The organism is Streptomyces sp. NPDC001732, assembly GCF_053596315.1.
The window spans coordinates 1-6271 of sequence record NZ_JBSFFY010000136.1 but is presented as its reverse complement, the minus strand read 5'-3'; the positions used below and the strand labels follow the sequence as shown (position 1 = coordinate 6271).

Annotated in this window: 7 protein-coding genes; 3 read left to right on the top strand and 4 right to left on the bottom strand. The window is 70.0% G+C overall.

Features of this window, described 5'->3' with window-relative positions; all coding sequences use genetic code 11:
- Positions 1-115: 115 nt before the first annotated feature.
- The 3 genes from ACWCXX_RS40235 to ACWCXX_RS40225 form a co-directional block, all read right to left on the bottom strand.
- Positions 116-607, bottom strand: a complete 492-nt coding sequence (locus ACWCXX_RS40235; protein WP_451136146.1) for a universal stress protein — start codon at positions 605-607, stop codon at positions 116-118.
- 5 nt (positions 608-612) lie between these two features.
- On the bottom strand, positions 613-1872 hold the full coding sequence (locus ACWCXX_RS40230) for an SLC13 family permease (protein ID WP_451136144.1): 1260 nt from the start codon (positions 1870-1872) through the stop codon (positions 613-615).
- Between the two features lie 532 nt (positions 1873-2404).
- Entirely contained in the window at positions 2405-3466 is a 1062-nt protein-coding gene (locus tag ACWCXX_RS40225) for a DJ-1/PfpI family protein (protein ID WP_451136148.1), read from the bottom strand.
- A gap of 27 nt (positions 3467-3493) precedes the next feature.
- On the opposite strand from ACWCXX_RS40225, the gene ACWCXX_RS40220 reads away from it, so the two are divergent.
- Positions 3494-3661 carry a hypothetical protein gene (locus ACWCXX_RS40220; protein WP_451136142.1) on the top strand — a complete coding sequence of 56 codons (168 nt, stop codon included), beginning with the start codon at positions 3494-3496 and terminating at the stop codon, positions 3659-3661.
- Between the two features lie 248 nt (positions 3662-3909).
- On the opposite strand, the gene ACWCXX_RS40215 is transcribed toward ACWCXX_RS40220, so the two are convergent.
- Positions 3910-4890 carry a GlxA family transcriptional regulator gene (locus ACWCXX_RS40215; protein WP_451136140.1) on the bottom strand — a complete coding sequence of 327 codons (981 nt, stop codon included), beginning with the start codon at positions 4888-4890 and terminating at the stop codon, positions 3910-3912.
- Between the two features lie 313 nt (positions 4891-5203).
- Between ACWCXX_RS40215 and ACWCXX_RS40210 the strand changes: the two genes are divergently transcribed.
- The gene (locus tag ACWCXX_RS40210; RefSeq protein ID WP_451136138.1) at positions 5204-5380 is read left to right on the top strand and encodes a hypothetical protein; all 177 of its coding nucleotides are present in this window, start codon (positions 5204-5206) and stop codon (positions 5378-5380) included.
- Positions 5381-5471: 91 nt separating this feature from the next.
- A complete protein-coding gene (locus ACWCXX_RS40205; RefSeq protein WP_451136136.1) occupies positions 5472-5561 on the top strand; it encodes a helicase in 90 nt (29 codons plus the stop codon).
- Positions 5562-6271 lie beyond the last annotated feature (710 nt).

The following is a 6271-nucleotide window of genomic DNA, read 5'->3' as shown; positions in this document are numbered from 1 at the left end:
CCCGCCCACACCCGCGCATCAGCAAGGTCCCCACCCATAACAACATCAACGAGCAACCTGCCCAACCGTCACGCAAAACACCGTTGCAGTACTAGTTGACACGGGGCAAGCGGCGCTACCGGTGGTGGGGCGGGCCGGGCGGGATGGTGGCGATGCCGGGCGCGGTCTCGGGCCAGACCAGCAGGACCGGGCAGGGGGCGTGGTCGACGATGAAGCGGCTGGCGGGGCCGAGGCTGCGGGGGCCCAGATGGGTGCGGTCGCCGTCGCGGGCGAGGACGAGCAGGTCGGCGCCTTCGGCTGCGGCGACGACTTCCCGCTCGACGCGGCCGGTGCGCTCGGTCCGGGTGCAGGGGCGGCCCAGACGCTGGGCGGCGTCGGCGAGGAACTGGTCGGCGGAGGCGGCGGCCATGTGCTCCAGCGTCGTGCCGGGGTCGCGTTCGGGGTGGCCGCGGCCGAGCAGGCCGGCGAACGCGCCGTGTGCCGCGCCGGGGACGTCGGCCGGGGTGATGTGGAGCAGGACGATGTCCGCGCCCTCGGGGGCGTGGGTGCGGGCGGCGTCCACGCAGGCGGGCCAGGTGCCCTCGACAATCCAGACCACCACGGCCATGGGGGTCAGCCTCCTCCGATTGCGGTCAGTGAGACCCACAGTGCCAGTACCGCGGCGCCCAGGCTGGCCGGGACGGCATAAAGGCCGAGCCGGGTGAACTCTTTCAGCTCCACCTCGGCGTCGTGGGCGTGGACGATGCGCCGCCACAGCAGGGTGGCCAGCGAGCCGGCGTAGGTGAGGTTCGGCCCGATGTTCACCCCGAGCAGCACCGCGAGGACCGCGCCGGGTCCGGACGGAGCAGTCAGTGGCAGCAGCACCAGCACCGCGGGCAGGTTGTTGATCACGTTGGCCAGGACGGCGGCCAGCGCGGCGATGCCCAGCAGGGCGGGCAGGCCAGTGCCGCCTGGGATCAGGTGCCCGAGGGCCGTGCCGAGGCCGTTATCGACGACGGCGCGGACCACGATGCCCAGGGCGAGGACGAAAGCGAGGAACGGCACCGCGCCGGCGCGCAGGATGGCGATCGGCGTGGTGCGGTGCTGGGCCAGGGCGCGGACCGCGAGGACGGCGGCGCCCGCGAACGCCGCCCAGGCCGGGTTGATCCCGAAAGCGGAAGTGATCACGAACCCGGCCAGCGTGCACGCCACCGTGGCCAGGGCGAACACCGGGACCTCATGCGGCTCGGCGGCGGGCGGGGCCGTGGCGCCAGCGTCCAGATCGGTGGCGAAGAACCGGCGGAAGACGACGTACTCGACGCCGATGGCCACCAGCCAGGGCAGCGCCATGAGGGCGGCGAACCGAGTGAAGCTCAGCCCGCTGGCCGCGAACGCCAGCAGGTTGGTCAGGTTGGAGACCGGCAGCAGCAGCGACGCGGTGTTCGACAGGTGGGTGCAGGCGTACACGTGCGGCCGGGACCGGGCTCCCAGCCGGGCAGCGGTGGCGAACACCACCGGTGTCAGCAGCACGATGGTCGCGTCCAGGCTGAGCACGGCGGTGATCACCGAGGCGAGGGCGAACACCTGCGCCAGCAGGCGGCGCGGCCGCCCGGCCGCGGTGCGGGCCATCCACGCGCCGCACGCGTGGAACAGCCCCTCGTCGTCGCACAGCTGGGCCAGGACCAGCACGGCCGCCAGGAACCCGATCACCGGTCCCAGCCGGGCGGCCTCGTCAGCCACGTGGTCCAGTGAGATCGCCCCGGTGGCGATGACAACGCCGGCGGCCGGGACGGCGACGACCGCCTCGGGCCAGCCGAACGGGCGGATGACCGCGCACGCCAGCACGACCACAAGAAGAACGACGGAAAGAACCTCTGCCAGCGCAGTATTCACCACCCTATCCTCTCCGGCCGGGCGCCTGGCTCTTGCAGGGACACAGCCGTGTCCGGTTCAGGCGGCCGTGCCGCTGCGCAATCAGGCGTGGATGAGCGGTACGGACACGAGGGGAACACGCCCGTCGGCGAGGACCCTGCTCGCAGGGTATGGCCGGTGACCACCCGGCAGGACTGGCAGCACTTCGCCACCACACCTCCCCCGGTACCGCCCGGACCCGGTGACCCGGCACGCAGCGACGAGGAACGTCTCGCCTGCCATTCCGCGTTCGTCACCGTGCGTACCCCGGCCATCGACACTCTCACCACCAGCGTGCGGACCCTGATGATCCTGGGCCGCCATCAGGAGACCACCGCTCTGCTTCACGGCGGGCGCGCCTGCCACCTCACCCACACCCGAAGGCACCCGCTGCCTGCCTCATCCGTTCATCCCCCGGTACCGGTCGCGTATTTACTGGTCCCGCCCGCCGCGAGCGGGTTCGGGCCGGTAAGGAGCCGTGGGCTGGGAGAGCACCCCATGGTGCAACGCGCTGTCATGACGCCCGCAGGGGCCGCACAGCCCGCCGGATCGTCGTCGGAAGGAACCCCGCACCGACGCTGACCGCGGCCGCCGCGACGGCCAGCAGGGTCGACCGCCAGGGCCAGGCCGCCCCGGTGAGCGTCAGGTGGGAGGAGGGGTACTCCGAGAACTTCGCCGTGACCCGGGCCGTGGAGCGGTCTCTGTGGCGGGCGAGGTCACGCAGGACAGGATCGAAGCCGAACCCACCGTCATGCCGTCCCCCGCCAGGCAGTTCGACAGCCAGCTTGTTGCGGTGCGCCCAGGTGCGCAGCGACGTGTCGACGGCCGACACCTCCGCGACGCCCGGCACCACGAAGCGGTCCACTCCGTGGGAGCCGGCACCTGTCGGCCGGGTGACCAGGACGACGCCGTGACGAGTGGTGACTATGCCACGGCTGCTGAGGACCACCGTACGTGCACTGAAGGACACCCCACCGTACGCTTCGAAGGCGGCTGCGGCGTCGATCTCATCCACGCCGTCGATCAGGCCGATCCCCACCGTGGAGCGCAGCCAGGGGAACACGGCGTTCAGCGCGTACGGCAGGTCGCCGGGGGTGAGGTGGTTGGCCGGGATGGTGGTTGGCCCGTCCGAAGTCCAGCCCGGATACGACAGGTCCTTCCCGATTCGGGTGGCTTCGTCCTTGCCTGCGAGTTCCTCCACGACCTGCAGGGCTCCGACCGTGCCGGAGGTGACGCCGGCAGTGGTGGTGACCCGGTCGTCCTCCACATATCGCTGGCCGCGCTTCCAGTGCACCTGGGGGTATTGGCGCTTCAGGGAGCTGATGTTGGACCAGAAGGAGGTCGCGTTCCGCCTGTCCAGCAAGCCGGAGGCCGCCAGCAGCTCCGAGCCCGCGCATACTCCCAGAACACGGGCGCCCTTGCGGTGCCGCTCCACGATCCGGTCCCGCAGCCGCGCCTCCTTGGCGTCGGCCGGGTCGGTCACCGCGGGCACGACCACCACATCGGGCTCGGGGACCTCTCCCCTGTCCACCTCGGCCAACGTGTGGTCGGGCAGGATTTGGGCCCCGCCGGACAGGGGGAGACGCGGCGCCCGACTGCCACGGTGCAGACGAACAACTTCTCCGACTCGGCGAACACCTGGTACGGCGCCATCACGTCGGTGGCCACGGACCCCTCGTTGCTGACCACCACGGCCACCGTGATCCGGCCGGTCGGCACGGCCCGCGCGGTCGGCCAGGCACGCGCGTCCGACGCGGCAGGTGGGGGGTGAAACTGTCCGCCATCGACGTGCTCACCCTGCGAAGGCGATCCCGGCGAACGATGCCACCGACACCACCGTGCCCATGAGCACCCAGCCCGCACGGCAGACCGCCCGGCGCCCCCGGTTCAATTTTGACATGACATACCTCCATAAAAAGGTTGATCGATGGCGGTGCGGCACACGCAACCGCCGCCATGGGGAGAACAAGAAAGGAAGTGGCCGAGGGAAGGCGTCAGGAGCCATTCCCAGCGGGCGTTTCAACCGGCGGGGCGCAACTGCGTGCGAAGCCGGGACGGCGGAATGCCGAAGCTCTCGGTGACCAGGCGGCGCAACTGCCGTGCGTCACGAAAGCCGCAACGGGCAGCGACCGTCTCCACCGTCAGGTCGGTGTCCGTCAGCAGGACCCGGGCCCGTTCCAGGCGCAGCCGGCGCTGGTAGGCCAGCGGAGTGATCCCCGTGGCCGTGGTGAAGGCCCGCGTCAGACCACGTGGCGACAGATGGGCAACGGCTGCGAGCTCGTCAAGGGAGTGCGGGGCATCCAGGTTCTGAGCCAGGTGGTCCTGCACCCGGTGCACGGCGGGCTGCACATGGTCGCGGTAGCGCAGGAAAGGGCTGAGCTGGGCAGCATCGCCGTCCCGCCGTAGATAGAGCACCAGCTCACGGGCGACGGCGGCGGCCAGTTCCGAGCCGTGGTCGCGTTCGACGAGGGACAGCGCAAGGTCGATCCCGGAGGAGATGCCCGCGCTGGTACTGATGCGCCCGTCGTGGACGTACAGGGCCGCCTCGCGGACCCGGGCTGCCGGATACCGCTCGCGCATCGCTCCGGTCAGCGACCAGTGCGTCGTGCACGCCCGCCCATCCAGCAGCCCTGCCTCTCCCAGGGCCGCGGCGCCGCTGCACACCGACGCCACCCGTGCCCCCGCGTCATAGGCATCCCGCAGCCATCGCACTGCGGTGCTCGACACCAACCGGTCGGATCCAGTCAGCCGTGGCCCCGGGACCAGCACCAGATCACCCGGTCCCACCTGCGTCGCCGCAAGCGCCTGGAGCCCGGCGAGCTCCAGCCCCTGCGCCGAGCGCACCCCACCGGTCTCGGCGACGTACTCCAGCCGGTAGCAGCCGCCCAAGTGGGCTGCAGCATAGAAAACCTGGACCGGGCCGCCGAGATCCAACAGGTTCACCTCGGGCAGCACCAGCACGACCACCCGTCCCGTCCGCTCCCTCATCACGTCACTCACACGGACACAGTAGGCAAGCTCCACCGGCACCCACGAGGGCAATCAGCGCCGCAGATCGGACGGATCAGGCACTGTGAGTTCCAGATCCTTGATCAATTCTCGGTGACGTCGGAGCCGGCCTAGTGGGGCGCCTATCGAGTCCTGATCAGTCCGTGTGGAGCGGACAGTCACGCTGATCATCGTGCGGGCAGCACATCACCGACCACCCCAGCCGCCGGCTCCCCGCGCAGCGGTCCGCAGCCGAGGGACGGTGCTGCGGCCGGAATCGTGGTCCAGGAACAGCGTGCTGGCCCTGGCCTGCCAGAACCCACCTGTGAGCAATGTCGATGGCTTCGGGAGCCACCCCGCGGCCATGGCTGTCAAGGGCCTCGCTCAGCAGCAGCCGGCCCACGCCGAAGCCCAGCACATCCAAGCGCAGACGCACGTACCACAGCTGCACAGGCAGGCGCAGCAGGCCAGCGAGGCCTGGCTGCCCTCGCGCGGTGGATAAAACGGGAAAACGCCCACCAGCCCGTACCGCGCGGCCACGCCGAGAGGATCGCGATCGAAGGCAAGACCGAGCCGGTGGTTGTGAAACTGGCGTGTGGATCTCAAACACCCAGATCCGGCGCGACAAACTCACCCAGGACCAGCGGGACGCGCTGCGCAAGCTGGGCACTGACTGGGCATGAGCCCGAAGAAGGCGCGTGCTGACTGGCACAGCAAGTAGGTGTGCCAGTCAGCACTGCCGGTCGGATCCGGAGGGGAGTTCGTACCGGTCGATGTCCTGGAGACAGTTCCAGGACCATGGCCGCCGCTGTCTGCGCGATTCTGTCCGCGACCGTCGGCACTCCGTCGTGTCGCTCCTTCTGCCGGGGAGATGACGTCGTCTCTGATCGGCCGTGTCGTGGCCTGTTACGGGATGGACGCGAAAACCCTGTGGGCGTGCTGGCGGTGGCGTGGTTCCCGGCCCCGGCACGAGAGCGGGGCCTGCGGGCTGATGACGAGGTTGTGCTGAACGCGGCGGTGCGGGAGGTTCTGGCCCGGTTGTACGGGATCGGGCAGGAGGTACTGGGGCGTGCGTTGCCGTCCTGGGGTCGGGAGGACGTCGAGTTCCCCGGGGAGGAACTACGAAAGTGCCATCTGATCTCGGACGATGAACCTTGTCGAGGGGTTCTGTCGGGCCAAGCGGGTTCTGGCTCAACTGGGCTTGATCCGCTTTGACGGACATCGGAGATCAGTGGCTTCGGCCCCGGAAGGATGATGTCCATCATGGAGAGCATGGGGAACAAGAAGCCGCGTCCTCACCGCTCGTTCACGCCGGAATTCAAGGCCGGGATCGTCGAACTGTGCCGACGGGGGACCGCTCGGTCGGACAGGTCACCAAGGACTTCGGCCTGAC